At 63.8% G+C, this 24,846-nt stretch carries 22 protein-coding genes; 9 read left to right on the top strand and 13 right to left on the bottom strand.

Features of this window, described 5'->3' with window-relative positions; all coding sequences use genetic code 11:
- Window positions 1-86: 86 nt before the first annotated feature.
- Both sohB and LPW30_RS04850 read right to left on the bottom strand, forming a co-directional pair.
- Window positions 87-1,097: a protease SohB gene (sohB, locus tag LPW30_RS04855; RefSeq protein WP_239680223.1), complete on the bottom strand. Its 1,011-nt coding sequence runs from the start codon at window positions 1,095-1,097 to the stop codon at window positions 87-89.
- A gap of 15 nt (window positions 1,098-1,112) precedes the next feature.
- Window positions 1,113-2,141, bottom strand: coding sequence for an alpha/beta fold hydrolase (locus tag LPW30_RS04850; RefSeq protein WP_026623797.1), 1,029 nt, complete (start codon window positions 2,139-2,141; stop codon window positions 1,113-1,115).
- A 223-nt stretch (window positions 2,142-2,364) separates the two neighbouring features.
- Between LPW30_RS04850 and LPW30_RS04845 the strand changes: the two genes are divergently transcribed.
- The 7 genes from LPW30_RS04845 to spoT all read left to right on the top strand — a co-directional run bounded on the left by LPW30_RS04845 (window position 2,365) and on the right by spoT (window position 9,851).
- Window positions 2,365-2,796 carry a DUF4399 domain-containing protein gene (locus LPW30_RS04845; RefSeq protein ID WP_238625468.1) on the top strand — a complete coding sequence of 144 codons (432 nt, stop codon included), beginning with the start codon at window positions 2,365-2,367 and terminating at the stop codon, window positions 2,794-2,796.
- A 205-nt stretch (window positions 2,797-3,001) separates the two neighbouring features.
- The gene (locus tag LPW30_RS04840; protein WP_025282709.1) at window positions 3,002-4,012 is read left to right on the top strand and encodes a class 1 fructose-bisphosphatase; all 1,011 of its coding nucleotides are present in this window, start codon (window positions 3,002-3,004) and stop codon (window positions 4,010-4,012) included.
- Between the two features lie 159 nt (window positions 4,013-4,171).
- A complete protein-coding gene (locus LPW30_RS04835; RefSeq protein WP_025282708.1) occupies window positions 4,172-5,230 on the top strand; it encodes a ParM/StbA family protein in 1,059 nt (352 codons plus the stop codon).
- Between the two features lie 76 nt (window positions 5,231-5,306).
- Window positions 5,307-6,353: a thioredoxin family protein gene (locus LPW30_RS04830; protein WP_239680222.1), complete on the top strand. Its 1,047-nt coding sequence runs from the start codon at window positions 5,307-5,309 to the stop codon at window positions 6,351-6,353.
- Between the two features lie 315 nt (window positions 6,354-6,668).
- Complete coding sequence (gene gmk / locus LPW30_RS04825; protein WP_239680221.1) at window positions 6,669-7,301, top strand: guanylate kinase; 633 nt, start codon at window positions 6,669-6,671, stop codon at window positions 7,299-7,301.
- Window positions 7,302-7,342: 41 nt separating this feature from the next.
- Window positions 7,343-7,603, top strand: coding sequence for a DNA-directed RNA polymerase subunit omega (gene rpoZ, locus LPW30_RS04820; protein WP_238625425.1), 261 nt, complete (start codon window positions 7,343-7,345; stop codon window positions 7,601-7,603).
- Window positions 7,604-7,661: 58 nt separating this feature from the next.
- Window positions 7,662-9,851: a bifunctional GTP diphosphokinase/guanosine-3',5'-bis pyrophosphate 3'-pyrophosphohydrolase gene (gene spoT, locus LPW30_RS04815; RefSeq protein ID WP_238625424.1), complete on the top strand. Its 2,190-nt coding sequence runs from the start codon at window positions 7,662-7,664 to the stop codon at window positions 9,849-9,851.
- A gap of 21 nt (window positions 9,852-9,872) precedes the next feature.
- Here spoT and LPW30_RS04810 read toward each other — a convergent pair whose 3' ends face one another.
- The 3 genes from LPW30_RS04810 to LPW30_RS04800 all read right to left on the bottom strand — a co-directional run bounded on the left by LPW30_RS04810 (window position 9,873) and on the right by LPW30_RS04800 (window position 11,417).
- Window positions 9,873-10,175, bottom strand: a complete 303-nt coding sequence (locus tag LPW30_RS04810) for a hypothetical protein (RefSeq protein ID WP_025282703.1) — start codon at window positions 10,173-10,175, stop codon at window positions 9,873-9,875.
- A 115-nt stretch (window positions 10,176-10,290) separates the two neighbouring features.
- Entirely contained in the window at window positions 10,291-10,929 is a 639-nt protein-coding gene (locus LPW30_RS04805) for a thiol:disulfide interchange protein DsbA/DsbL (RefSeq protein ID WP_239680220.1), read from the bottom strand.
- Window positions 10,930-11,273: 344 nt separating this feature from the next.
- Complete coding sequence (locus LPW30_RS04800; protein ID WP_169738290.1) at window positions 11,274-11,417, bottom strand: hypothetical protein; 144 nt, start codon at window positions 11,415-11,417, stop codon at window positions 11,274-11,276.
- 75 nt (window positions 11,418-11,492) lie between these two features.
- Between LPW30_RS04800 and LPW30_RS04795 the strand changes: the two genes are divergently transcribed.
- Together LPW30_RS04795 and LPW30_RS04790 are read left to right on the top strand one after the other, a co-directional pair.
- Window positions 11,493-12,398: an alpha/beta hydrolase gene (locus tag LPW30_RS04795; RefSeq protein ID WP_239680219.1), complete on the top strand. Its 906-nt coding sequence runs from the start codon at window positions 11,493-11,495 to the stop codon at window positions 12,396-12,398.
- Entirely contained in the window at window positions 12,379-13,143 is a 765-nt protein-coding gene (locus LPW30_RS04790; protein ID WP_239680218.1) for a sulfite exporter TauE/SafE family protein, read from the top strand. Before LPW30_RS04795 ends, LPW30_RS04790 begins: the two co-directional genes overlap by 20 nt.
- Window positions 13,144-13,165: 22 nt before the next feature.
- Here the strand turns inward: LPW30_RS04790 and LPW30_RS04785 are convergent, their stop codons facing one another.
- The 8 genes from LPW30_RS04785 to gltB form a co-directional block, all read right to left on the bottom strand.
- Window positions 13,166-13,363 (bottom strand): DUF2283 domain-containing protein, encoded by a 198-nt coding sequence (locus LPW30_RS04785; RefSeq protein WP_025282699.1) that lies wholly within the window; start codon window positions 13,361-13,363, stop codon window positions 13,166-13,168.
- A gap of 261 nt (window positions 13,364-13,624) precedes the next feature.
- Window positions 13,625-14,950 (bottom strand): TRAP transporter large permease, encoded by a 1,326-nt coding sequence (locus LPW30_RS04780; RefSeq protein ID WP_239680217.1) that lies wholly within the window; start codon window positions 14,948-14,950, stop codon window positions 13,625-13,627.
- Window positions 14,940-15,497: a TRAP transporter small permease subunit gene (locus LPW30_RS04775; RefSeq protein ID WP_239680216.1), complete on the bottom strand. Its 558-nt coding sequence runs from the start codon at window positions 15,495-15,497 to the stop codon at window positions 14,940-14,942. Before LPW30_RS04775 ends, LPW30_RS04780 begins: the two co-directional genes overlap by 11 nt.
- Before the next feature lie 66 nt (window positions 15,498-15,563).
- The gene (locus LPW30_RS04770) at window positions 15,564-16,682 is read right to left on the bottom strand and encodes a TRAP transporter substrate-binding protein (RefSeq protein WP_025282695.1); all 1,119 of its coding nucleotides are present in this window, start codon (window positions 16,680-16,682) and stop codon (window positions 15,564-15,566) included.
- 212 nt (window positions 16,683-16,894) lie between these two features.
- Complete coding sequence (locus LPW30_RS04765; protein ID WP_203225281.1) at window positions 16,895-17,761, bottom strand: SDR family NAD(P)-dependent oxidoreductase; 867 nt, start codon at window positions 17,759-17,761, stop codon at window positions 16,895-16,897.
- A 112-nt stretch (window positions 17,762-17,873) separates the two neighbouring features.
- Complete coding sequence (locus LPW30_RS04760; RefSeq protein ID WP_025282693.1) at window positions 17,874-18,365, bottom strand: glutathione peroxidase; 492 nt, start codon at window positions 18,363-18,365, stop codon at window positions 17,874-17,876.
- 144 nt (window positions 18,366-18,509) lie between these two features.
- Window positions 18,510-19,976: a glutamate synthase subunit beta gene (locus LPW30_RS04755; RefSeq protein ID WP_025282692.1), complete on the bottom strand. Its 1,467-nt coding sequence runs from the start codon at window positions 19,974-19,976 to the stop codon at window positions 18,510-18,512.
- Window positions 19,969-24,642 carry a glutamate synthase large subunit gene (gltB, locus tag LPW30_RS04750; protein WP_239680215.1) on the bottom strand — a complete coding sequence of 1,558 codons (4,674 nt, stop codon included), beginning with the start codon at window positions 24,640-24,642 and terminating at the stop codon, window positions 19,969-19,971. Before gltB ends, LPW30_RS04755 begins: the two co-directional genes overlap by 8 nt.
- Window positions 24,643-24,846: the final 204 nt, after the last annotated feature.

Raw genomic sequence — 24,846 nt, 5'->3', positions numbered from 1 at the left:
CGCGGGGAGAAGGGAGCAAGTCTTGTGTTTGGAGCCCCTCTCCCCCTCGGGGAGAGGGGTTGGGGTGAGGGGCGGTGTACCCCAGACTACCCACGCCCCCCCAGCAGGCGGTCGGTGATGCTCTCCATCGCGGTCCCCATACGCTTGCCCAGGCTCTGGCGGCGCTTGTAGGTGACCTCGTACAGATCATGCTCCCGGGCCAGCTTCATCAGTACATCGTCGCTGGTGCCCAGTTCGTCCACCAGACCCAGGGGGCGGGCCTGTTCCCCGTACCAATGCTCCCCGGTGCCCACCTGATCCATGTCCAGGGAGGGGCGATAGCGGGACAGGAAGGTCTTGAACAGGGTGTGGGTCTCCTCCAGGTCCTCCTGGAACTTGGCCCGCCCCTCGGCGGTGTTGCGACCCAGCACCGTGAGGGTGCGCTTGTATTCGCCGGCGGTGAGCAACTCGATATCCACGTTGCGACGCTTGAGCCAGCGGTGGAAGTTGGGCAGTTGCGCCACCACGCCGATGGAGCCGACGATGGCGAAGGGGGCCGCGATGATGCGGTGGGCCACGGCGGCCATCAGGTAGCCGCCGCTGGCGGCCACCCGGTCCACGCACACCGTGACCTGGAGCCCCGCATCCCGCAGTCGCACCAATTGTGACGCCGCCAGGCCGTAATGGGGCACCATGCCGCCACCGCTCTCCACGCAGACCACCACATGATCCAGCTCCGGACGGGCCTGGGTGAGCACCGTGGAAACCTCCTCGCGCAGGCTCTCCACATGGGAGGCCCGGATGTCGCCGTGAAACTTCAGCACGAACACCCGGGCCCGGTCCGGGTCCGGGGACGGGTCCAGCCCGGTCTCGGCCTTTTTGCCACTGCGCAGGCGTTTGAGCTTCGCCGCCCACCCCTTGGGCGCGGCGAAGCGCTTTTTCAGGGTGTTCTCCATATGGCGGTAGCGGTCGTTGAGACGACGCACGTTGAGGTGGTCCTGGCCGCGATCCCGGGCGCTGGCAGCGGTGCTGGCAAGACTGCCCAGCACCACCAGGATGGCCACCACGATGGTGAGCACCTTGGCCAGGAAGATGGCGAAATCGTAGATGAATTCCATCTGAGGGAATCCGCCTTACGCCTTCATCACCTGGTTCTGCAGAAAGGCCTCGTACTCGGCCACGAAGGACTCTGGCATTTCAAAATAGGGCAGGGCACCGGTGGGCATCTCGTAGATGAGCCAGTTGGGGCGTTTGGCCACCACTGCCTTACCCTTGAAGTCCACGAAGTCGCCCCGCTCGCCATGCACCATGAACACCGGCAGCTTCAGGGATTCGTAGATGGTGGTGATGTCGGCGCTGAAGAGGTTGCCGGCCAGGAAGTGGTAGGGGGCATTCTTGGCTCCGGGCTGGCGGGTGGTGGCCACGCTGTATTCCAGCAGGCCCAGGTCGATGTCCTTGGAGCCCCAGGCCTTGTTGAGGAAGTAGCGGATCACGCTGCGCTTGGTGAGGGCATTGAACAGCCCCTGGCTCCAGGGAGCACGCACGAAGAAGGTGTGCAGCCAGGGCATGCCACGGGTGCTCTCGGCCGGGCCATCCAGGCGCCCGGTGCCCTTGAAACCCGTGGGGCTCACCAGGCCGATACTGCGGAAGGCGTCGGGGGATTCGTGGGCGGCGCGGGCCAGGAACTCCGAGCCCAGGGAGAGGGCGATGGCGTCCGGCTTGCCTTCGCCGTGCAGGCGCTGAATCTCCTCCACCATGGCGTGGATGGCATCGGTCATCAGGCGAGGCGTATAGGCCCGGTCGCTGCGGTCCGAGCCACCAAAGCCGGGCAGTTCCAGGGCATACACAGGGCGCCATTTGGCATAGTGATCGTAAAGTGGCTTGACCTCATAGGCGGAGCCGGCGGCGTTCACACTGTGAATCAGCAGCAGGGGGACGTCGGTACGCTGCTCCTCGCTTTTGGGGGCTGCGTGGTAGTAGCACAGGCTGCCCGCCTTGCTTTGCAGCGTGCGACGCTCGCCGGTAAGGGCTGGGGGCAGTGTCTGAGCGGATGCCTCGGCCTTGCCAGCGGTGCCATCGGTGGCGGCCTCGGCCATCTGGATCGTTGGATGGGTGGGTAGGGTGGCCGCGGGATGCGGCGCAAGGGAAATTGTGCTGGACATGATGGATGACTCCCGGTCGTGTGGATGTGCGGCTGCCATTTTTCATGGGGAACGGCAGAATCCTGAAGATGTGCCTGTGAGTATCTGGAGTTTGGCCATGCCGATCAAGCGGTGCGGCGTTCACGAGGTGGCCATCTGCGGCGATTAATCCGCAGTGCTATAGTCAACCAGCAGGATCAAGCAAACGAACAGAATAACTGGAAGGAGGCGTGTCATGAGCGTGATGTCCCGTGCAGTGGTCACTTTGGCTGTCGCCGCATTGTTGCCCCTGGGGGTTGTCCAGGCGGATCTCAATCGTCCGGCGCCGCCAGAAGGGGCAGAGGTTTATTTCATCACACCAACGGATGGGGAGACCGTGAGTTCGCCGGTGACGGTGCGCATGGGGCTCAAGGGGGCAGGCGTTGCTCCAGCGGGGGTCGATCGCCCTGATACAGGCCATCATCACCTGCTGGTGAACAAGGATCTGGATGATGTGAACCTGGATGCGCCGCTGCCTTTCACTGACCAGACCGTGCATTTCGGCGGTGGTCAGACGGAGACGGAACTGGAACTGGAGCCGGGCACGCACACGCTGCAGTTGCTGTTCATGGATTATCGGCATGCCAGTTTTGATCCGCCGGTGGTGTCCGAGCAGATCACGATCATGGTGGAGTAGGTGCCCGGGGATGGTGCGGTGGGCTGAGGGTGCAGGGCAGGCAGGATGGCCGTGTCTTGCCCTGAGGCCCCACACCATGGGAGGTGATAAAAGGTTCTGTTAGTATAGCCAACAGTGATGCGTGGCCCCCGGAGCGCTCCGGAAGATTCCACAACAACGATGGCTGCGTCAGGATCTTTCAACACCACCATAGGAAAACGGCAACATGCATATCGGTACCACTCTCACCAACTTCATCATCGAAACCCAGCGCAAGTTCGAGGGGGCCACCGGGGAGTTCACTGGCCTGCTCAACGACATCTCCGTGGCTTGCAAGAAAATCTCCGACCTGGTCAACAAGGGCGATCTGGTGGGTGTGCTGGGCACCGCCAGCACCCAGAACGTGCAGGGGGAGGAGCAAAAGAAGCTGGATGTGATCACCAACGAGATCTTCATCGAGGCCCTGGCCCACAACGGCCACGTGGCTGCCCTGGCCTCCGAGGAGATGGATGACGTCTATCATCTGCCGGAAGACGCGCCCCGGGGCAAGTATCTGGTGCTGTTCGACCCGCTGGACGGCTCCTCCAATATCGATGTGAACGTCTCGGTGGGCACCATCTTCTCCATCCTCAAGGCGCCCCCCGGCGTGCGTAACCCCAGCAAGGAAGATTTCCTCAAGCCCGGTACGGAGCAGGTGGCCGCCGGTTACTGTGTGTACGGGCCCTCCACCATGATGGTGTTGACCACCGGCACCGGTACCAACATGTTCACCCTGGACCGTGATTTCGGTGAGTTTCTGCTCACCCACTCCAATGTGCAGATCCCGGAAGATACCCAGGAATTCGCCATCAATGCCTCCAACATGCGCTTCTGGGAGCAGCCGGTGAAGCGTTACATCGGCGAATGCCTGGAGGGCAAGGACGGTGCCCGGGACAAGGACTTCAACATGCGCTGGATCGCCTCCATGGTGGCCGAGGTGCATCGCATCCTGACCCGTGGCGGGGTGTTCATGTATCCCCTGGATTCCAAGATCCAGGCCAAGGGGCAGGGCGGCAAGCTGCGTCTGATGTATGAGGCCAATCCCATGGCCTTTCTCATCGAGCAGGCGGGCGGCGCCTGCACCACCGGTCGGGAGCGCATGATGACCTTGAGCCCCGATGATATCCATCAGCGCGTGCCCGTGATCCTGGGGTCCCGCAACGAGGTGGACCGGGTTACCGGTTACCACCAGGAGTAGGGTGACCCAGGGGTCGTCCCATCCCACAAGGCCCGGCTTTGCCGGGTCTTGTGCGTTTTGCGAACGATGTGTTTGCCAAACCGGGGCTGAAGGGTCTGTAATACGCCCACGTCATCACTGAACCACCCACTGACCTCCATCCAAAAGAGGACGACATTTATGGATCGCTGTATCGGGCTGGACATGGGCTACGGCTACATCAAGGCGGAGGATGGACAGAACGGTTACGTCTTCCCCAGCGTGGTGGGCGAGGCCGGGACCCAGGCACCCATGTCGCTGGGCTTCAAGCGGCCCCCGCCGACGGAGGATCTGCGCGTGTCGGTTGGGGGGCGGGAGTATTTCCTGGGCGATCTGGCCATCCGCCACTCCCGCATCGCCTACCGGGGGCTCTCCTCCACACGCGCCGAAGGGGATGACATCCTCATCCTCTGTCTGGGCACGCTCGCCCTGTATTGCAAGGAGAGCCTCAACAGCTTTTTCGTGGTCACCGGTCTGCCGCCGGGTCGCATGCACATGGCCGACGACCTGGTAAGACGCCTGCAGGGGGATCACGAAGTCATTCGTCGTATCGGCAGTCAGCGTCACGCCTACAGCGTGCGTCTGGACCGTATCGACGTGGTGCCCCAGCCCGTGGGCACCTTCTGGTCCATGGTGCTGGATGAACGGGGCAACCTGCGCGAGGACAGTCCCATGCTGGATGGCCGGGTGGGCATCATCGATGTGGGCTTTCGTACCAGTGATTTCGCCACCATCGTGGATGGTGAATACGCCCCGGCCTTCAGCCGCACCGTGCCCATCGGCATCTCCCACGGATACGACGAAATCGCCGAGTTGCTCAATGCCAGGTATGGCCTGGAACGGGAGACCTACACCCTGGATGAAGCCATCATCGACGGTGAGCTGAATGTTTCCGGGCGCAAGGTGGATATCAGCGGCCTGCGGGATCAGGTGTTCCAGGATCTGGCCACCAAGCTGCTGGTGGAGATCAACTCCCTATGGCAGGTGGATGACTATCCCTTCGTGCTCATCACGGGCGGCGGCGGTCAGGTGATGTCTCGCTATCTGCGCGAGATGATCCCCCATGCCCGAACCGTGGACGAGCCCATTACCGCCAATGCCCGCGGGTTCCATGCCTGGGCACGCTACAACGCGCTGCAGGTCGGCATGGGTGAGCGTAGCGGTGATGGATCGCCGGAGGGTGATGGCGGCGCGGATTGAGGTATGTCAAGTTGCCCGGCTGATGCTCTTGGTCTAGGTTCATTCAAGGCCGATGGCCTGAGCCAAAGGAGGCAACATGACAATAAAACTCTATCGTTGGGTGAGCTTGATCGCCCTGATGTGCCTGCCTGCTGCGGGGGTCGCGCAAGACGGCCCCCGGCTGGCGCCCGGCATGGTCAATCCCGGGTGGGTGGAGCCGCCCCCCTGGTTCCATGAGTCCTTCCTGGATATTCGCGAGGATGTGGAGGAGGCCGCCGCCGAGGGCAAGCGGCTGATGCTGTATTTTTACCAGGATGGCTGCCCCTATTGCGAGAAGCTGATCCGCGACAATTTCGGTCAGCACGACATCGCCGAAAAGGCCCAGGAGTACTTCCACGTCATTGCCATCAACATGTGGGGCGCCCGCGAGGTCACCGACATGGAAGGCAGTGATACCACCGAGCGCGACTTTGCCCGTGACCTGGGCGTTCAGTTCACGCCCACCCTGCTGATGTTCAATGAAGACTTCGAGACCGTGGCCCGCCTGAACGGCTACTACGAGCCGCATCGATTCCGCGCCGCCCTGTCCTACATCGGCGAGGGCCTCGAGAACGAAATGAGCTTTCCCGAGTATTTCGAGCAGGTTGGCGGTGAACCGGCGTCCGGAGAACTGCATGTCCGCGAGGACTGGATGCAGCCCCCCATGGACTTGGCAGCGGCTCTCGAGGACGGTGACAAACCTCTCTTGATCTTTTTCGAGCAGGCCCAGTGCTCCGCCTGTGACGAATTGCATGGGGATATCCTGCAGCGTGAGGAGACTCAGGCCCAGCTGGAGCGCTTCCAGGTGGCCCAGGTGGACATCTGGTCCGACACCCCGCTGATCACCCCCGATGGCGTGAGCACCACGGCCCGGGAATGGGCCCGTGAGGCCGGCGTGCTATACACCCCCACCATGGCCCTGTACACGTCCGAGGATGGTGAGGTGATCCGCACGGAGGGGTATCTGCGCAGCTTCCATGTGCAGTCGGTGATGGCGTATGTGGCCACAGGCGCCTACCGGGACGAGCCGGAACTGCAACGCTATCTGGATGGCCGCGCCCAGTCCCTGTATGAACAGGGCATTGAGGTGGATCTGATGGATTGAATCGCTCTTTCACGGCTTTTTTCACCGAAAGCCACCTGAGTATCCGAACCTCGGTGGGGCGGCATGCCTGGGAGCGGGTGTTCGCCGCAGGGATGCGGCGATCAAGCCTACAGGGAGGTATTCACGGCGTCCCGCGGACAGGCATGCCGCCCCACCGAGGTTCCACCACGGTGCCAAACCTTGAGAGCGGAGGCCTCGGAACCCCTTCGCGGCCGAGGGCCGCTCCCACGGGGTCGGGGATGCCCCCGCCTGCACTCGGACCGGTCATTGGGTTAATCTAGGGGCCTCGTTGCAGACTGGCTGGAGGCCCGACCCTTGATCAGGGGAACCCTTTACATCATTTCCGCCCCCTCCGGGGCGGGCAAGACCTCGCTGGTGGCCGCCCTGCTCAAGGCGCGGCCCAGTCTCGTGGTATCCGTATCCCACACCACCCGCAAACCCCGTGAGGGGGAGGTGGACGGCGAGCACTATCACTTCGTGAATGCGGAACAATTCCTGGGCATGATCGAGGATGGCGCCTTCCTGGAGCATGCACGGGTCTTTGATCACTATTACGGCACCTCCCGAGCAGCCGTCGAGGCGGAACTGGAGCGTGGGCTGGACGTGATCCTGGAGATCGACTGGCAGGGGGCGCAGCAGGTGCGGCGTCTGATGCCCGATTGTCAGTCGGTGTTCATCGTACCCCCCTCCCGTGATGAGTTGCGCCAGCGTCTGCAGGCCCGGGGCAAGGACAGCGACGCCATCATCGAACGGCGCCTTGGGGAAGCTGTCAAAGAGATGAGCCACTTTGGCGAGTACGACTATCTGGTGGTGAATGACGACTTTGACCGGGCCCTGGCAGACCTGGTCGCCATTTTCACCGCCAACCGCCTGCACACCCGACCGCAGCGTCATCGCCATGAGGCGCTGATACGGGATTTGCTGGCGTCTGGGGAAGCAAACCCCTAGTATTAACCGTTTTCCCGAAAGAATCAGGAGTTGAGCCGACCATGGCCCGCGTTACTGTTGAAGATTGCCTGGACAATATGGACAACCGCTTCCACCTGGTGCTGGTCGCTGCCAAGCGTGCCCGGCAACTGGCTGGCGGTGCCCATGCCCATCTGGACTGGGAAAATGACAAGCCCACCGTACTGGCCCTGCGTGAGATCGCCGACGGGCTGGTGGGCCCCGAAGTGCTGGATGAAGTGGTGGCTCGGGAGCACGCTGGCCCCTCCCAGGTGAGCGAAGAGGAGGTGCGAACGGAGATCTAGTCCCCCGTGCGGATCCTCATCGGGATCCGCGGGCAAGACAGGCCCGCAAGCATGCCCCATGGTCGAGAGTGCCACCCCCAGCCAGGCCCCCAGTACCTCCGCGTCCCTGGACACCACCCGGTTCATGGCCAAGGACCTGTGCGCCTATCTGGAGAGCTACCTGGAGCCCGATCAGGTCAGCGAGGTGTATCGGGCCTACCTGTTTGGCGCCGAGGCCCATGAGGGCCAGACCCGCCTGAGCGGCGACCCCTATATCGTCCATCCCCTGGCCGTGGCCAAGACCATGGCCGAGATGCGGATGGATCACCGCAGCATCATTGCCGCCATCCTCCATGACGTCATGGAGGACACCCACATCAGCAAGGAACGCATCATCGAGGAGTTCGGCGAGGATGTGGCCGAGCTGGTGGATGGCGTCTCCAAGCTCACCCATCTCAAATTCCGCTCCAAGGCCGAGGCCCAGGCCGAGAACTTCCGCAAGATGATGCTGGCCATCACCCGGGACCTGCGGGTGATCATGGTCAAGCTGGCCGACCGCCTGCATAACATGCGCACCCTGGGGGTCATGCGCCCCGACAAGGGGCGACGCATCGCCCGGGAAACCCTGGAGATCTACGCCCCCATAGCGCAGCGCCTGGGCATGAACGCCATCCGGCGCGAACTGGAAGTGCTGGGCTTCGCCTCCCACAACCCGCTGCGCTACAAGGTGCTTCAGGACGCAGTCAAAAAGTCCCGCGGGCATCGCAAGGAGGTGATGCAAAAGATCGAGACGGCCATCTGCTCGCGCATGGAGGAAGCGGGGATCGTCTCGCGCATTATCGGCCGGGAGAAGAACCTCTACAGCATCTACCGCAAGATGCAGCAAAAACGCCTCTCCTTCGAAGAGGTCTTCGATGTCTTTGCCATTCGCATCGTGGTCACCGACGTGGATGCCTGCTACCGGGCCCTGGGCGTGGTCCACAACCTGTACAAGCCGGTGCCTGGTCGCTTCAAGGACTACATCGCCATCCCCAAGGCCAACGGCTACCAGAGCCTGCATACCGTCCTGTTTGGCCCCCATGGCATCCCCATCGAGGTACAGATCCGTACCGAGGAGATGGACCGGGTGGCCGAAAGCGGTATTGCGGCTCACTGGCTGTACAAGGCGGGTGATCGGCAGTCCGCCTCCGCCCAGGCCCGGGCACGGGAATGGCTCAAGGGGGTGCTGGAGATCCAGCAGGCTGCCGGCAACTCCATGGAGTTTCTGGAAAACGTGAAGGTGGACCTGTTCCCCGAGGAGGTTTACATCTTCACGCCCCGCGGCGAGATCATGGAGTTGCCCAAGGGGGCCACGGCGGTGGACTTTGCCTACGCGGTGCACTCGGATGTGGGCAATACCTGCGTGGCGGCCAAGATCGACCGGCGCCTGGCGCCGCTGTCCACCAAGCTGGAGAGTGGCCGTACGGTGGAGGTGATCACCGCCCCTGGCGCGCGGCCCAATCCCGCCTGGCTGAATTTCGTGGTCACCGGCAAGGCCCGGGCCGCGATTCGGCATTATCTCAAGAACCTGCAGCAGGGTGAGGCGGTCAACCTGGGTCGTCGCTTGCTGGACAAGGCCCTGATCGGCGTTGGCAAGAGCCTGGAGGAGATCCCCCCGGAGCAGATGCAGGGTCTGCTGGAAGATCTGCAACTCCCCAACCTGGACGCCTTGCTGGGCGATGTGGGGCTGGGCAACCGTATGGCCACCCTGGTGGCACGCCGTCTTTGCAGCGACGACGCGGACGCGGAAGCCGATGAGGCTGAGCCGTCGCCGGCCATCTTGGGCAAGCCCCTTGCGGTCAAGGGCACCGAAGGCATGGTGCTGTCATTCGCCAAGTGCTGTCACCCCATACCTGGCGACCCCATCGTGGGTGTGATGAGTGCCGGCCGGGGGCTGGTGGTGCATCGAGAGCAGTGTCGCAACGTGGCCGAGTATCGCAACAAGCCGGACAAGTGGATCCCGGTGGCCTGGTCGGAAGACTCCACCCAGGAGTACGCTGCTGCGATCCGTGCACAGACAGCCAACAAAAGGGGTGTGCTGGCGAATCTGGCCTCGGTGATCGCCGACATGGGTTCGAATATCGAGAATGTCTCCTTCGACGAACGCGATGGCCATGCCTCGACCATCACCTTCACTCTGAGCGTGCGCAGCCGCAAGCATCTGGCGGACCTGATGCGCCGCCTGCGCCGGGTGCCCGAGGTGCTGCGCATCTCCCGGGCACGGGGATAAAGGTCCCCGGCGCGGTCGTTCCTACTCGCTCACGGCTCCCCGGGGGGCGCTGCGGCCGCCCTGCGAGGCGGTCTTCTTGTTGCTGAAGGTCTTCTTGCGTGCGCCGCCGTTTCCGCCGGCGCGGGGCCGCTTGGGGCCGCCGCCGCGTGGTGCGCGGCCAGCCGGTTCGGCGCTTTGTTCGCCGGGTTTTTTCTGGTTGACCGGAGCCAGGGAGATTTCCAGCTCGATGAGCTCATCCCATTGTTCTTCGGTGCGCTGGCTATCAGGGATGGCCAGCAGGCTTTGCAGCCGACGGCGCGGAGAGGTGGGCTGGGAATCGTTCATGGCTAGGTCGTCGCGTGAATGAGCCAGGGAAGGCGGGATGACGGGTGAACGGCTGACATCATGGTCTTTGTCTCCATGAGTGGATGAGGAAATTGCAAGGCGGGTGGGCGAGGAGTCAGGCGGCACGGGCCTTGTCCATGAGTTGTTCGGTGATATCCAGCAGGTCCTGATAGGTGCGGGCGTCTTCGCCCACAACCACGTAGCGGCCATCCACCACCAGGGTGGGGACGCTGTTGATGCGGAATCGGGACTGCAAACGGTCGCCGCGTGCCACCAGGGTCTGAGTACGGGAGGCATGGAAGGCTTCGGCAAACCGTTCGGTATCCACGTCGCGGTCGTCCATCCAGTCCATGATCGCCTGCTCGGTGAACAGCCGTTCACGGCGCTGGCCGATGGCATCGAAGACTTCCTGATCCAGCCGCTCCAGTTCGCCGGTGGCCTCCAGGGCAAAATACAGGCGGGACAGGTTGGCCCAGGCGGCGCGATTGAAGGAGACCGGAACACGGCGGAACACCACATCCTCTGGCAAATCCTCAAGCCAGGGCTTCATCACCTGATTGAGCTGCCCACAGAAGGGGCAGCCGTAGGAAAAGAACTTGAGCAACTCGATCTTGCCCTCAGGGGCCTCGCTCTGAGGACGGGAGATGGCGCGCCAGTCCCGACCCTCCCGCAACTCGGCCAGGGTGACGGGAGCGAGGGCCAGGCTCAGCCCTCCTACCAGGAATTGATTGAATCGACGTCGGGTCAACGGCATCAGTTTGCTCCAGGGGCAGGATCATTTGCTTCGGTTTCAGGCCGACCACCCCGGGTGGATGACTTCAGGATCGGGTATGGGATCTGGGTGCTCGGTCATGGACGGGCACCAGCCCGCCGCCAATGAAAGGTGGTGTCATCACAGCCTTTCGGAATGGGGCCCAATGCCCCGGGACCGCGTGAATCCAGGTTCACGTCCGGCGCCATGCCAAACGGGACAGTGGCAGCTTCTGGCCGCCCTTCCCATTATCCAGCGTATGCCCTGATCATGCCCGGATTCAGGGCTGATGATCAATGGTGAGCCGATGGCTGGGCATTATACTGGCCCAAGGCAGCGAAATACCATCAGCGCGCCTTGATGAACATCAGGCGTCCGATGAAAGCCATGGTCAGAATGATCCAGCCGATGGGATACGGCAGCACGCCCAGCACGAAGGCCGTGAGGGTGGCGATGAGCAGGGCACCGATGATCAGTAGTGGAATGTCCATGTCCGTTTGAACATGCCGCGGGGCGGAAGTGCCCTGGAATGTCACTTTAATCAGGGCCGATGGCCCATGGAAATCATGACAACACTGATGCTTTTTATCGCGGCCCCGGTGCTGGTCACCCTGGGCCTGTTTGCCTTGCGCCTTTGGCTGCAATGGGCGTTTCGCATTCGGGATCGGCGCTGGGTGGATGATCCCGAGCGTCTGACCATCCTGGCCGAGCGGGTTCGGGTGCCCACACGCCGGGGCAGGACCCTGTCCGCCGCCTGGTATCTACCCCACCCCGGCGCGCCGGTGGTGGTGATGGTGCATGGCTGGGGGGCCAATGGTTCGCATCTGCTGTTCATGGTGCCCAGACTGCTGAGCGAGGGCCTGAATGTCGCGGTCTTCGATGCTCGCTGTCATGGCCAGAGCGATGATGACACCTTCGCTTCACTGCCCCGTTTTGCCGAGGATGCCGAGGCGGTCATGGGGGCCCTGCGGGCTCGAGGTCACGGGGACTTCATCCTGCTGGGCCACTCCGTGGGGGCCGGGGCGGTGCTGCTCACCGCCTCGCGCAACCCGGGGATCCGAGCGGTGATCAGTCTGTCTGCCTTTTCCCATCCCGAACCCATGATGAACGGCTGGCTCCAGGAGCGGGGCATCCCCCGCCGGCCGCTGGGGCTGATCATCAACCGTAGCGTGGAATGGCTGATTGGTCATCGTTTCGATGACATTGCCCCGCGCACCACCGTGGCGCGCATACAGGCGCCACTGCTGCTGGTGCATGGCAGCGAGGATACCGTGGTGCCCCTGTGGCACGCCCGTCGCCTGGCCCAGGAGAATCCCCGGGCCACGGTGCTCACACTGCCCGGCGTGCAGCACAACGACCCCGAGGGCTTCGCCCGCCACGTGGACCCCATCCTGGACTGGCTGCGTCCCCACCTTCGGCATCAGGACCCTGTTGAACTCTCGGAGCACGCCCGTGTTTCTGGAACCCCTTAGCATTCTGATCATTGCCACGGCAGCCTTCTTCGCCGGTATCATCAATGCCCTGGCCGGTGGGGGGAGCTTCCTCACCCTGCCAGCCCTGGTGTTCACCGGGGTGCCCCCGGTGGCGGCCAATGCCACTGGCACGGCGGCGCTGCTGCCGGGCTATCTGGCCAGTGCCTGGGCCTATCGGGATCTCATCAAGGCCCCGTCGGGGTTGTCGGTGCTGGCAGTGGTGGTCATCGGCGCCGTGGGGGGCGCTGCAGGTGCCTTGCTGCTGCTGGCCACCTCGGATCAGGCCTTCCGGGCGATCGTGCCCTGGCTGCTGTTGTTTGCCACGGTCTTGTTCGCCTTCGGGCCGCGTCTGCATGGGTTTCTGGCCCGGCGCGCCAAGCGGGGTCACGGCCTCTGGGGGCGGGTCGGCGTGCTGGCCGTGTGCGGCTATGGCGGATATTTCAACGGCGGCATGGGCATCGTCATGCTGGCCATGTTCCGCCTGCTGGGTGTGCATGACCTGAACGTGGCCAACGGCCTGAAGAACCTGCTCTCCGCGGTGCTCACCGTGATTGCCGTGGCCATCTACATGGCCGGCGGCGCCATCTCCTGGCCCGAACTCCCCCCCATGGCGCTGGCTGCCGTCCTGGGTGGCTTCGCCGGCGCCCGAATCGGCCGCCGCCTGCCACCGAATGTCCTGCGCAACGGCATTGTTCTCGTGGGGGCGATCACGACGGTGATCTTTTTCGTGGAGCTGTTTGGCTGAGCTGCCTCGGAACAAATGGCGCCTAAGCTGCGATGCCTTCCACGATAAGATGGCTCACATCGGTTCTTTCGCTGGCGTGCTCGAAGGTAATGGCGCACACGTTGCCGTCTGCATCGACGTCAAGGAGGGTTCTTTCATCCAGATCCCTGGATTCGGTAATCCCTTCGTCACGGAACTCGATATAGAGCGTGTCCGTGTCATGGAAGTAGCTGATTTTCATGGTTTGAAGCTCCTGTCAAAGAAGGCGTTATGGATGGTTTCCCCGTCCGCCAATAACACCACCCTCAAATACCGCTCGTCCATCTCCTTGATGCTCGCCCATCGTCTGATGCGACCGTCCGCCTGGATGAATTCTCTTTCCGGGTGCTCGACGACATGGCAGATCCACTCGTCCTTGATTCTGGCACGATCAGGCCTTGCTCGTGTTGCCTGGAAATACTTTGTTGTTTTCACTTGATGACGGGTTGGTCCATGGTATCCATTACCACCCAATGGCTTCCGGCAGCCACAGGGCAATCTGCGGGAAGGCCACCAGCAGCCCCAGGGCGGCCAGCTGGATGATCACGAAGGGGATGGCGCCCTTGTAGATGTCCGTGGTCTTGATGCCTCGGGGCGCCACCCCCTTCATGAAGATCAGCGACCATCCAAAGGGTGGCGTGAGGAACGATGTCTGCAGGTTCATGGCGATCAGGATGGCGATCCACACCATGGAGAACTCCGGGTAGCCTGCCAGGAAGGGCATGAACAGCGGCACCACGATGTAGGTGATCTGGATCCACTCCAGAAAGAACCCCAGCAGAAAGATCAGCAGCAGCATGAACAGCAGCGTGCCGTAGGGCCCGCCGGGCACCCAGTCGAACATGGCCTCCACCAGGAACTCCCCATCCAGCCCCCGGAAGGCCAGGGCGAACACCTGGGAGGCGATCAGTACGAAAAACACCATGGCGGTGATGCGCACCGTGACCTTCAGGGTCTCCGACATGACGGGCCCACTCAGCCGCCCCATCACCGCCGCCACCACCACGGCCCCCACCGCGCCCACGGCAGCCGCCTCGGTGGGGGCCGCGATGCCGCCGATGATGGCCCCCAGCACCGCGAGCACCAATGCCAGCGGGGGCAGTACCGAGGTAAACAGGTCCCGGATCAACTGACGGGTGCTCATGGCGGCCCGCTCGGCCGCATCCAGGGCCGGTACGTCGGCGGAATAGAACCAGGCCAGCACGAACAGATACAGCACGTACAGGGTGGCCAGCAGCAGTCCCGGGATCAGGGCCGCGGCAAACAGACTGCCCACCGATAGGTTCATGGTGTCTGCCAGCACCAGCAGGACCAGGCTTGGGGGGATGATCTGCCCCAGGGTGCCCGAGGCACAGATGGTGCCGCAGGCCACGGTGGGCTTGTAGCCGCGCCTGAGCAGGGTGGGCAGGGCCATCAGGGTGAGGGTGACGATGGCCGCCCCGACGATCCCGGTGGCCGCCCCCATGAGCACGCCCACCATGATCACCGCCAGGGCCATGCCCCCGGGCAGGGCGCCGCTGGCATGGCCGATGACCTCCAGCATGCGTTCGGCCACCCGGGTCTTGTCCAGCATCACCCCCATGAAGACGAATAAGGGAATGGCCAGCAGGGTGTAATTGGTGATGGTGCCGAAGATGCGGGCGGGCAGCAGTTCGAACAACCAGCCTTCAAAGCCGATGAAGCCGAAGATGAAGCCCACCGCCGCCACGGCAAAGGCCACTGGTATGCCGGTGAGCACCAGGACGAAGAAGGCGGCCACCATCATCAGGGCGATGTACTCAAGCGGCATGACCGGCGCTCCCTGCCTTGTGACGACGTGAATGGCGGTAATGGAAGACCAGGCGCCGGCCAATGCGGAGCAATTGTCGCGCCGATTCGATGATGATCAGCGCAAAGCCGACCAGGATCATGGCCTTGGGCAGGAACAGCCAGGGCATCCCGCCGGCGTTGGGTGAGCCTTCACCGCGCACGTAGGAGATCTGCACGAAAGGCCAGGAGTAGTAAAGGATCAGCAGGGAGACGGGAATGGCCACCAGCAGCATGGTGATACCATCCAGCCAGAGCTTGCCCACGCGGTTCAGATGATGGGAGAAGACATCCACCCGCACGTGCTCGTCGGAGCGCATGGCATAGGCGATGCCCGTCATCACCGTGAGTGACAGCACATACCATTCCAGTTCCTGGGACCAGACACTGCCCATGCCCAAGGCATAGCGGGCCGCCATGTTGGCGAAGACCAGCAGCACCAGAGCCGCCATGCTGATGGCTGCTATCCAGCCAGCCAGGCGGGTCACCTGGCTCAGAGCGCGTTCGATGCGCAGCAGGAGTCGGGACATGAATGCCTCCCAGGCAGCATGAAGCCCCTCTCCCGCCAAGGGGAGAGGGGCTGGGGTGAGCGCGTGTTATCCCAGGATCTTCTGTCCCAGATCCCGAATCTGGGTCTGGAACATGGTCTCAGAGTTCGCCTGCCAGCGGTCGTGGCGAGCCTTGAACCTGAAGTAGCTCTCGTGGACCTTGCGGGTGAGCTCATCGTCCGCGGCGCGGTCGCTGAGTATGTCCCGTGTGGCCTCCAGCAGGGCCTCGATCACGTCATCGGGCACCGGGCCGAACTGCACCCCGTGGTTGTTCACCAGGTCGTCCAGAGCATCGGCGTTGCGGGCCTCCAGCCAGGCGTGGGAGGTGATGTTGCAGGCCGCGGCGGCATTGCGCATCACCGCCTGCAGGTCCTTGGGCAGGGACTCCCAGGCGCGGCGGTTCACCACAACCTCGGTGCTGGTGGCTGGCTCATGCCAGCCGGAGGAATAGTAGTACCTGGCGGCCCGGTGCAGGCCCAGCTCCCGGTCGGAATAGGGGCCCACCCACTCGGCGGCATCGATGGCGCCGCGTTCCAGGGCGGCAAACAATTCGCCGCCGGGCAGCAGTCGTGCATTGGCGCCGATGGCGTTGTAGATGTCCCCGGCCAGGCCCGGCATGCGGATGTTCAGTCCCCGGAAATCCCGCACGCTCTCCACCGGTTCCCGGAACCAGCCCATGGGCTGCACGCCGGTGCAGCCCACCACCAGGGGGATCAGGTCGAAGGGCGCATACACCTCCTTGTAGAGCTCGTAGCCGCCACCCTCATTCAGCCAGGCATTGTGGCCCTGGAAGGTCATGCCGAAGGGAACTGTGGTGAAATACTGGGCGGCAAAGGACTTGCCGGCCCAGTAATAGGCGCAGCCATGGTTGAGCTGCACCTGGCGGCCGGAGGAGGCGGCGTCAAAGCCTTCGAAGGCGGGTACCAGTTCGTTGGCCGAATAGACGCGGATGCGGATGCGCCCGTCCGACATCTCCTCCACCCGTCGGGCGAAATCCGTGGCACTGCCCGGGCCGGTCTGGAAGAAGGGCAGCCCGCTGGGCCATGTGGTGGTCATGCGCCAGTTGAAGCGATCGCGGGCCTTGACGATGGCGGGCGCGCCCAGCACGGCGGCGCCCGTGGCCACCGCCGTGCCGACCTTGAGAAAGTCGCGGCGTTTGATGGACATCAGTGATCTCCTCGGTGGTACGTATTGTTGTGCTTGATTTTGCCGGCTCTGGGGCCACAGGAAATATGACGCATCCGTGGCCAGGATGCCAGACAGTGTGCCGGGGAGAGGGGCTCGGAACATCTTGCATCATCAGGGATGACCCACCATCGTGATGTCGTGGAGGGCGGCCGGCTTGGGGGGCGAGGGCTCGCATTCGTCCGCAGTCGTGCCTATGGCGGGGCGATGAGGGCTTCGGTGGCCTGTACCACCCGCTGGTTCATGGCCGGATCCCTGGCCTGCGCCGGTGCCTTGATGGGGCCCTTGCGGGAGAGATACTGGCCATTCAGCGCGGCGGACTCGGGTGCGGTGGCATGGTGGATCACGCCCTGGGCAGCGCGCTCTGCCGGGGGGATGGCCCAGCCCAGCCAGCGTGCCACCGCGCGCCAGAAGGCATTCTGGGCGCCGTCGGTGCCTCCCAGGTTGGACATGAACACCCCGGGAAAGACGCAATTCACGGTGACGCCGGTGCCCTCCAGCTGACGCGCCAGCGCGAAGGTGGTGTGCAGCATCCCCAGCTTGGACTGCCCGTAGGCCTGCATCATGCGATAGCGGCGCTTTTCCCAGTTGAGGTCGTCCAGGTCCATGGCCGTGTTGAACCGGGTGCCCACGTTGATGATCCGGGCCGGGGCGCTGGACTGGAGACGCGGCAGCAGCAGCTGGGTGAGCAGGAAGGGGGCTACATGGTTGATGGCCAGGGCTTTCTCCACACCATCGCCGGTGAGACGCCGCTCCGGGAAGGCACTGCCGGCATTGTTGATGAGCAGGTGCAGGGCCTTGAAGTCCCGTTTGAATTGCGCGGCCACACGGCGGACGTCGGCCTGCTCCGTCAGATCACCGGTGATCAGGTAGATGTCTTCGTTGCCGGTCTCCGCACGGATTTCCCAGCGGGCCTGTTCTCCGCGGGAGAGGGATCGGCATACCATCACCAGGGTCATGCCCCGGCGTGCCAGGTCCATGGCGATGGCCTTGCCCAGACCGGAGTTGGCACCGGTGATGAGAGCGGTGTGTTGGGTGGGGTCGGAGGAGGAGATGTTCATCGGGCATGTCCTTGATGAAAGCGGCCCTCACCCCAACCCCTCTTCCGCCAGCGGGAGAGGGTCTTGATGATCGCAGTCAATCTTGGGGAAGTGGGGCGCGGTGGCACGGGCTTTATAGCAAGCGCTCAATATCCTGGGCGATATCCTTCGGATCCGTATTGGATGCATACCGCCGCACCACCTGCCCCTCACGGTCCACCAGGAACTTGGTGAAGTTCCATTTAACGGCCTGAGTGCCCATCAGGCCCGGGGCCTGGGCCTTGAGGTGCTGGTACAGGGGGTGGGCGTTGTTGCCGTTCACTTCCACCTTGGCGAACATGGGGAAGTTTGCCTGAAAGCGCGTGCTGCAGAATTCGGCGATCTGGGATTCATCCCCGGGTTCCTGATTGCCGAACTGGTTGCAGGGAAAGCCCAGGACGTCGAAACCGCGCTCATGAAAACGATCCTGCAGGGCCTGCAGGCCACTGTACTGGCGCGTGAAACCGCATTGACTGGCCACGTTGGTGATCAGCAGGACCCTTCCGGCGAATTCCGACAGTGGGCGAGGGTTGCCCTGGATGTCGGTGGCCTCGAAGTCATGGACCGAGGTGGGCGTCTCTGGCATGGCATGGGCTCCCTGGGCAGACGATGACGGACATCCCGACGGGATGGATCACGATGCGTTGAGAGTGCCCGATGTGAGGGTGGGGGTAAAGTGGGGGAGGGGAGAGGGGCTCCATGAACCCCTCTCCCGCTGGCGGGAGCGCCCCTACCTCGGCAGGTCGGTACGCCCCATCAGCCACTGGTCCACCGCGCGGGCACACTGGCGTCCCTCACGGATGGCCCAGACCACCAGGGACTGGCCCCGGCGCATGTCGCCCGCAGCGAACACGCCCTCGGCACTGGTGTGATAGGCCTGCTCGCCCTCGGTGCTGCCCTTGACGTTGCCGCGGGCATCCAGTTCCAGATTGGCCTTTTCCTTCAGCTCGGCCAGCATGCCTTCCTGCACCGGATGCACGAAGCCCATGGCCAGCAGGACCAGATCGCAGCGGATCTCCTGCTCGGTGCCCGGCACCTCGCTCATCTGGAAGCGACCCTCGGCGTCCTTTTCCCACTTCACCGTGACCAACCTGGCCGCCTTCACGTTGCCATGGCCATCATCAATGAAGCCCTTGGTGGCGATATTCCACATGCGGTCACAGCCTTCCTCCTGGGAGCTGGAGGTGCGCATGCGGTTGGGCCAATCGGGCCAGGTGAGGCCCTTGTCTTCCTTCTGCGGTGGCTTGTCCAGGATCTCCACCTGGGTGACGTGGGCCGCGCCGTGGCGGTTGGAGGTGCCGATACAGTCGGAGCCCGTGTCGCCGCCACCGATGACCAGCACGTGCTTGCCCTGGGCACTGATGAAGTCTTCGTCGGGCACGAACACGCCCTGCACCCGCTTGCTGTTGCGGGTGAGGAAGTCCATGGCGAAGTGCACGCCGTTGAGCTCCCGGCCGGGGACGGGCAGGTCACGGGGTTTCTCGGCACCACCGGCCAGGACCAGGGCATCGTAATCGTCCTGGAGCCGGGACACGGGGACGTCCACGCCGATATGGGACAGGGTATGGAAGCGCACCCCCTCGGTGCGCATCTGGGCGATGCGCCGGTCGATATGGCCCTTGTCCATCTTGAAGTCCGGGATGCCATAGCGCAGCAGACCACCGATGCGGTCAGCCTTTTCGAAGACATCCACGTTATGACCCGCCCGGGCCAGTTGCTGGGCGCAGGCCAGGCCGGCAGGGCCGGAACCGACCACGGCCACGGTCTTGCCGGTGCGCCGATGGGCCACCTGGGGTTTGATCCAGCCCTCTTCCCATGCCCGGTCGACAATGGCGCACTCGATGGTCTTGATGGTCACCGGCGTGTCGTCGATGTTGAGCGTGCAGGAGGTCTCGCAGGGCGCCGGACAGATGCGCCCGGTGAACTCCGGGAAATTGTTGGTGGAATGCAGCACCTTGATGGCCTGTTCCCAGTCGTCCCGGTAGACCAGGTCATTCCAGTCGGGGATCAGGTTGTTCACCGGACAGCCCTGGTGGCAGAAGGGGATGCCGCAGTCCATGCAACGAGCCCCCTGCTCACGTACCTGATCGGGCTTCAGGGGGATGACGAATTCCCGATAGTGCACGATGCGGTCGGCGGCCGGCTCATAGTGCCGGTCGCGACGGTCGTATTCCATGAATCCGGTTGGCTTACCCATGGTTGGCGCTCCCTTCAAGCGTCTGGCTGGCCTTTGGCGGTTTGTTGGGCTCGGGCGGACGGGCCTTCTGGGCCTGGAGGTCTTCCAGGGCGCGGCGATAATCCACCGGCATCACCTTGACGAAGCGGGGCAGCCAGGCCTCCCAATCGTCCAGAATGGCCTTGGCGCGGGTCGAGCCGGTGTAGTCCAGATGACGCTGGATCAGGCTCTTGAGGCGCTGCGCATCAAAGCGCGTCATGTCGCGGCTCACATCCACGCGGCCGTGGGTCTCCAGGTCGCCGCCCTGATGATCCCAGGCCTCCAGGGCATCGTCCTCATCGGCGATGGGCTCCAGTTCCACCATGGCCTGGTTGCAGCGATCGGCAAAACTGCCGTCCTGATCCAGGACATAGGCGATGCCCCCGGACATGCCGGCGGCGAAGTTGCGCCCGGTGGTGCCCAGGCAGACCACGATACCGCCGGTCATGTATTCGCAGCCATGGTCGCCCACGCCCTCCACCACGGCGGTGGCGCCGGAGTTGCGCACGCAGAAGCGCTCGCCAGCCACGCCACGGAAGAACACTTCGCCGCTGATGGCGCCGTAGAGCACCGTGTTGCCGACGATGATGTTGTCCTCGGCCGGGTTGATGGCGGAGCGGGCCGGCGGATAGATGATGATGCGCCCGCCGGAGAGGCCCTTGCCCACGTAGTCGTTGGCCTCGCCTTCCATATCGATGGTCACGCCCTTGGCCAGCCATGCCCCGAAGGACTGGCCGCCGGTGCCCGTGGCCTTGATATGGATGGTGTCGTCCGGCAAGCCCGCATGACCATAACGCTCGGCCACGCGGCCCGAGAGCATGGTGCCCACGGTGCGGTGGTAGTTGTGGATCTGTGCCTGGATGGTCACCGGCTTGCCCTGGCTCAGGGCGGGTTCGGCCTGCTGGATCAGCTCGTGATCCAGGGCCTTGTCCAGGCCGTGGTCCTGGAGCTCGCAGTGACGGATGGCCACCTCCGGGCCCACGTCCGGGCGGGTCAGGAGCTTGGTGTAGTCCAGCCCCTCCGCCTTCCAGTGGTTGATGGCACGACGCATCTCCAGACGGTCCGCCTGGCCGATCATCTCGTCCATGGTGCGGAAGCCCAGCTTCGCCATCAGGCGGCGGACCTCTTCGGCCACGAAGAAGAAGTAGTTGATCACGTGTTCGGGCTTGCCGGTGAAGCGCTTGCGCAACTCCGGATCCTGGGTGGCCACACCCACCGGGCAGGTGTTCAGATGGCATTTGCGCATCATGATGCAACCTTCCACGATCAGCGGCGCGGTGGCAAAACCGAACTCGTCGGCCCCCAGCAGGGCGCCGATGACCACGTCACGGCCGGTGCGCAGGCCGCCGTCCACCTGCAGGGAGACGCGCCCGCGCAGGCGGTTCATCACCAGGGTCTGATGGGTCTCTGCCAGGCCGATCTCCCAGGAACTGCCGGCGTGCTTGATGGAGGTGAGCGGGCTGGCACCCGTGCCACCGTCATAGCCGGCGATGGTGATGTGATCCGCATGGGCCTTGGAAACGCCCGCAGCCACGGTACCCACGCCCACCTCGGAAACCAGCTTCACGGAGACGCGGGCCTTGGGGTTGACGTTCTTCAGGTCGTGGATCAGCTGCGCCAGGTCCTCGATGGAATAGATGTCGTGGTGTGGCGGCGGCGAGATCAGGGCCACGCCCGGAGTGGAATGACGTACCCGGGCGATCTGGGCGTTCACCTTATGGCCGGGTAGCTGGCCGCCCTCGCCGGGCTTGGCACCCTGGGCCACCTTGATCTGGATGTCATCGGCGTTCACCAGATATTCGGTGGTCACGCCAAAGCGGCCCGAGGCCACCTGCTTGATGGCGGAACGCTCCGGATTCATGGTGCCATCCGCCAGGGGCAGGAAGCGCTCCGGCTCCTCGCCACCCTCGCCGGTGTTGGACTTGCCACCGATGGCGTTCATGGCCTTGGCCAGCGTGGAGTGCGCCTCGTGGGAGATGGAGCCGAAGGACATGGCCCCGGTGGCAAAGCGCTTGACGATCTCCTTGGCCGGTTCCACTTCGTCCAGAGGGATCTCCCGGTCGGCAAACCGGAAGTCCATCAGGCCACGGAAGGTGAGTAGATTCTCGGTCTGCTCGTTGATCAGGCGGGAGAACTCATCGTAGGTGGCGGCATCGTTGGCACGGGTGGCGTGCTGCAGCTTGGCGATGGTGTCCGGCGTCCAGACGTGGCTCTCGCCGCGCAGACGGAAGGCATAGTCGCCGCCCACATCCAGCTGGTCGCGGTAGATCTCTGCATGACCATAGGCCTGCTGGTGCCAGCGAACGGCCTCCTCGGCCACCTGGGGCAGACCGATGCCTTCCACGCGGGTCTGGGTGCCGGAGAAGTACTTGTCCACAAAGGGCGTGTTCAGACCCACGGCGTCGAAGATCTGCGCCCCGCAATAGGACTCCAGGGTGGAGATGCCCATCTTCGACATCACCTTGAGCAGGCCCTTGCCCACGGCCTTGATGTAGCGCTTCTGGGCCTCTTCGAAGCTCAGACGCTCGGGCAGGCGGTCCAGCATGGACTGGATGGTGTCGAAGGCCAGATAGGGGTTGATGGCCTCGGCGCCATAACCTTCCAGTGTGGCGAAGTGATGCACCTCCAGAGCGGCACCGGTCTCCACCACGATACCGGAGCTGGTGCGCAGGCCCTTGTCGATCAGGTGGTGATGCACGGCCGAGGTGGCCAGCAGCATGGGGATCGGCACGCGATCCTGGTTGGTGTCACGGTCGGACAGGATCAGGATGTTGAAGCCATCCAGCACGGCCTGTTCGGCCTTGGCGCACAGGGCTTCCAGGGCAGGGCCCATGCCCTCCGCCCCCTCGGATGCGGGGTAGCACACATCCAGGGTGCGGGTGCGGAAGGCGCCGCCGGAGTTGTACTCGATGTGACGGATGCGCTCCAGGTCCTGATTGGTGAGCACCGGCTGCGGGGTCTCAAGGCGCCAATGCTGACCGGCTTCATTGATGCCCAGCAGGTTGGGGCGCGGCCCGATCATGCACACCAGCGACATGACCAGTTCCTCGCGGATCGGGTCGATGGGCGGGTTGGTCACCTGGGCGAAGTTCTGCTTGAAGTAGTTGGACAGGTTCTTGGGCCGGGTCGAGAGCACCGAGGGTGGATTGTCCGCCCCCATGGAGCCCACGGCCTCCTGACCGGTCAGCACCATGGGGGTGAGCAGGAACTTGAGATCCTCCTGGGTGTAGCCGAAGGCCTGCTGGTAATCCAGCAGGGTGGCATCGTCCGGGGCCATGGGGCCCACGCCGGTGGGCAGATCTTCCAGACGGATCTGGGTCTTCTTCAGCCACTCGCCGTAGGGGCGGGCCTCGGACAGCTGGGCCTTGACCTCGTCGTCACTGATGATGCGGCCTTCTTCCAGGTCGATCAGCAGCATGCGGCCGGGCTGCAGGCGCCACTTCTTGACGATGCGCTCCTCAGGGATGTCCAGCACGCCCATTTCCGAGCCCAGGATCACCGTGTCGTCGTTGGTGACCAGATAGCGGGCCGGGCGCAGGCCGTTGCGGTCCAGGGTGGCGCCGATCTGACGGCCATCGGTGAAGCACATGGCAGCGGGGCCGTCCCAGGGCTCCATCAGGGCCATGTGGTATTCGTAGAAGGCGCGCCGCTTCTCGTCCATGAGGGTGTTGCCGGACCACGCCTCGGGGATGAGGATCATCATGGCGTGGGCCAGCGAGTAGCCCCCCATCACCAGCAGTTCCAGGGCGTTGTCAAAGCAGGCGGAGTCGGACTGACCCTCGGGGATCAGCGGCCAGATGGTGTCCAGATCATCCCCCAGCACCTCGGAGCGCATGGTGTGGCGGCGGGCCGCCATCCAGTTCACATTGCCGCGCAGGGTGTTGATCTCGCCGTTGTGGCAGACCATGCGGAAGGGCTGCGCCAGATCCCAGGTGGGGAAGGTGTTGGTGGAGAAGCGCTGGTGCACCAGGGCCAGGGCGCTGACGAAGGTCTCGTCCTGCAGGTCCAGGTAGTAGTGGCCCACCTGGCCAGCCAGCAGCATGCCCTTGTAGTTGACCGTGCGAGAGGACATGGAACACACGTAGCAGGCGTCCACGCCGTGTCCCGCATCGCGGATCTCGTTGTCCATGCGCTTGCGGATCACGAACAGTTTGCGCTCGAAGGCGTCCTGATCGGGGCAGTTCTCTCCCCGGCCCACGAACACCTGGCGCACCACCGGTTCACTGGGCAGCACGCTCTCGCCCAGGTCGCTGTTGTCCACGGGCACGTCGCGCCAGCCCAGTACAGTCTGGCCGCCTTCCTGGATGTGCTTCTCGATGATGGTCTGCATCTGCTCGCGCAGGCCGGCATCCTGAGGCAGGAAAATCATCCCAACGCCGTAACGACCGGCCTCCGGCAGGTCGAAACCCACCTTGGAGCGGAAGAAGGCATCCGGAATCTGTACCAGAATGCCGGCCCCGTCACCTGCCTTGGGGTCGGCCCCGACGGCACCCCGGTGATTGATGCGTTCCAGGATTTCCAGGCCCTGTGCGACGATCCGATGGCTCTTCTCGTTTCTGATGTGGCACACAAAGCCGACACCACAGGCATCGCGCTCCAGGGAGGGATCGTACAGGCCCTGTTCGGGCGGTAAGGCGTGAAAACTCATCGTTGACCTCGCTGATATCTGGTCGCTGGTCGGCATCCGCGGCAATCTGACGCAGGGGGCTGGCGTTGCAAGGGCTGGGGGAGGCCCACTCTTACAGGCCCGCGCGGAAGGCCATCAACCGGCGGGCTTGGGAGATTAAAGCTTAACTTTTCATTGTTCCAGTGTTTGTCGCCAAAAGAGCAAGGAATTGAGCCATATGCACCG

It is taken from the genome of Ectothiorhodospira variabilis, from assembly GCF_022227625.1.
Taxonomy (GTDB): Bacteria; Pseudomonadota; Gammaproteobacteria; order Ectothiorhodospirales; family Ectothiorhodospiraceae; genus Ectothiorhodospira; species Ectothiorhodospira haloalkaliphila.
This window is presented reverse-complemented; position numbering and strand designations above follow the sequence as displayed.

Excerpts from the sequence above, each read along its gene's own strand:
- sohB (WP_239680223.1), bottom strand. The coding sequence starts at position 1,097 with ATGGAATTCATCTACGATTTCGCCATCTTCCTGGCCAAGGTGCTCACC.
- LPW30_RS04850 (WP_026623797.1), bottom strand. The coding sequence starts at position 2,141 with ATGTCCAGCACAATTTCCCTTGCGCCGCATCCCGCGGCCACCCTACCC.
- LPW30_RS04845 (WP_238625468.1), top strand. The coding sequence starts at position 2,365 with ATGTCCCGTGCAGTGGTCACTTTGGCTGTCGCCGCATTGTTGCCCCTG.
- LPW30_RS04840 (WP_025282709.1), top strand. The coding sequence starts at position 3,002 with ATGCATATCGGTACCACTCTCACCAACTTCATCATCGAAACCCAGCGC.
- LPW30_RS04835 (WP_025282708.1), top strand. The coding sequence starts at position 4,172 with ATGGATCGCTGTATCGGGCTGGACATGGGCTACGGCTACATCAAGGCG.
- LPW30_RS04830 (WP_239680222.1), top strand. The coding sequence starts at position 5,307 with ATGACAATAAAACTCTATCGTTGGGTGAGCTTGATCGCCCTGATGTGC.
- rpoZ (WP_238625425.1), top strand. The coding sequence starts at position 7,343 with ATGGCCCGCGTTACTGTTGAAGATTGCCTGGACAATATGGACAACCGC.
- spoT (WP_238625424.1), top strand. The coding sequence starts at position 7,662 with ATGGTCGAGAGTGCCACCCCCAGCCAGGCCCCCAGTACCTCCGCGTCC.
- LPW30_RS04810 (WP_025282703.1), bottom strand. The coding sequence starts at position 10,175 with ATGAACGATTCCCAGCCCACCTCTCCGCGCCGTCGGCTGCAAAGCCTG.
- LPW30_RS04805 (WP_239680220.1), bottom strand. The coding sequence starts at position 10,929 with ATGCCGTTGACCCGACGTCGATTCAATCAATTCCTGGTAGGAGGGCTG.
- LPW30_RS04800 (WP_169738290.1), bottom strand. The coding sequence starts at position 11,417 with ATGGACATTCCACTACTGATCATCGGTGCCCTGCTCATCGCCACCCTC.
- LPW30_RS04795 (WP_239680219.1), top strand. The coding sequence starts at position 11,493 with ATGACAACACTGATGCTTTTTATCGCGGCCCCGGTGCTGGTCACCCTG.
- LPW30_RS04785 (WP_025282699.1), bottom strand. The coding sequence starts at position 13,363 with ATGAAAATCAGCTACTTCCATGACACGGACACGCTCTATATCGAGTTC.
- LPW30_RS04780 (WP_239680217.1), bottom strand. The coding sequence starts at position 14,950 with ATGCCGCTTGAGTACATCGCCCTGATGATGGTGGCCGCCTTCTTCGTC.
- LPW30_RS04775 (WP_239680216.1), bottom strand. The coding sequence starts at position 15,497 with ATGTCCCGACTCCTGCTGCGCATCGAACGCGCTCTGAGCCAGGTGACC.
- LPW30_RS04770 (WP_025282695.1), bottom strand. The coding sequence starts at position 16,682 with ATGTCCATCAAACGCCGCGACTTTCTCAAGGTCGGCACGGCGGTGGCC.
- LPW30_RS04765 (WP_203225281.1), bottom strand. The coding sequence starts at position 17,761 with ATGAACATCTCCTCCTCCGACCCCACCCAACACACCGCTCTCATCACC.
- LPW30_RS04760 (WP_025282693.1), bottom strand. The coding sequence starts at position 18,365 with ATGCCAGAGACGCCCACCTCGGTCCATGACTTCGAGGCCACCGACATC.
- LPW30_RS04755 (WP_025282692.1), bottom strand. The coding sequence starts at position 19,976 with ATGGGTAAGCCAACCGGATTCATGGAATACGACCGTCGCGACCGGCAC.
- gltB (WP_239680215.1), bottom strand. The coding sequence starts at position 24,642 with ATGAGTTTTCACGCCTTACCGCCCGAACAGGGCCTGTACGATCCCTCC.